We start from the raw sequence: 916 nt of genomic DNA on the forward strand, positions 1-916 counted from the left end.
GAGTTTGTAGTGTTAAGAAAATATCCGACAAGGGGATACCAAGATTCTTCGCTTTTTCGCGATCAAGATCGATAAATATCTGTGGAATATTGGCTTGATATGTTGTGAATGCAAAAGCAATTTCGGGTGTTTGGTTAGCTGCAATGATAAAACTTCGAACAGCCTCACCAAAATCTGCGGACGATTTGCCCTCCAGATTTTTCAGAACATATTCCAAGCCGGATGTTGCTCCCAAGCCAGGTATTGGCGGCATCGAAAACGCGCGAATATTAGCAGCAGAAACCGCATTAAATTTAGTCTGTAAGCGCTGCATCACAGCATCTTGATGTTGACTGGGTTGCTTTCGTTCTGCCCAGTCTTTCAACATCACAAACCCTAAGCCTGCATTCGAGGATGCAGCACCGGTTAACATACTGAAGCCAGGCACAGTAATAAAATCTACCACCTCTTCTTCAGACTCAATGATCTCATGTATTTGATCGAATACTTCTAAAGTACGATTCAAGGATGCTCCGGCAGGCAGCTGAACATCCATCGCAAAACTGCCTACATCCTCATCTGGCACGAAACCTTTAGCAACAATATTAATCGATTGCCCCATACTGAGAACGACAAAAACTAATATGACACCAACAATCATTAGCCGACGAATACTTTTTGCAACAATCGCATGATAGCCATCAGTCAATTTATCAAAATACTGATCGAATTTTCGGAAGACTAACGCTTTATGTTTTTCACCATGTTCAGCTGCTGGTCTAAGCATCAAGGCGCAAAGCGCTGGACTTAAGGTTAAGGCATTAATGGCAGAAATAATAACAGAAACTACAATTGTGATCGCAAACTGATTGTACATTTGTCCAGAAATACCCGGCATGAGTGAAACCGGGATAAAGACTGCCATCAATACAAGAGT

General features: G+C 42.0%; 1 protein-coding gene. It reads right to left on the minus strand.

Going from position 1 to position 916, the window contains the following annotated elements; translation table 11 throughout:
* The coding region (locus A3739_RS26175) for an efflux RND transporter permease subunit (protein WP_197472596.1) at window positions 1-916 on the minus strand (916 nt) is incomplete at both ends.

The organism is Oleiphilus sp. HI0067, assembly GCF_001635735.1.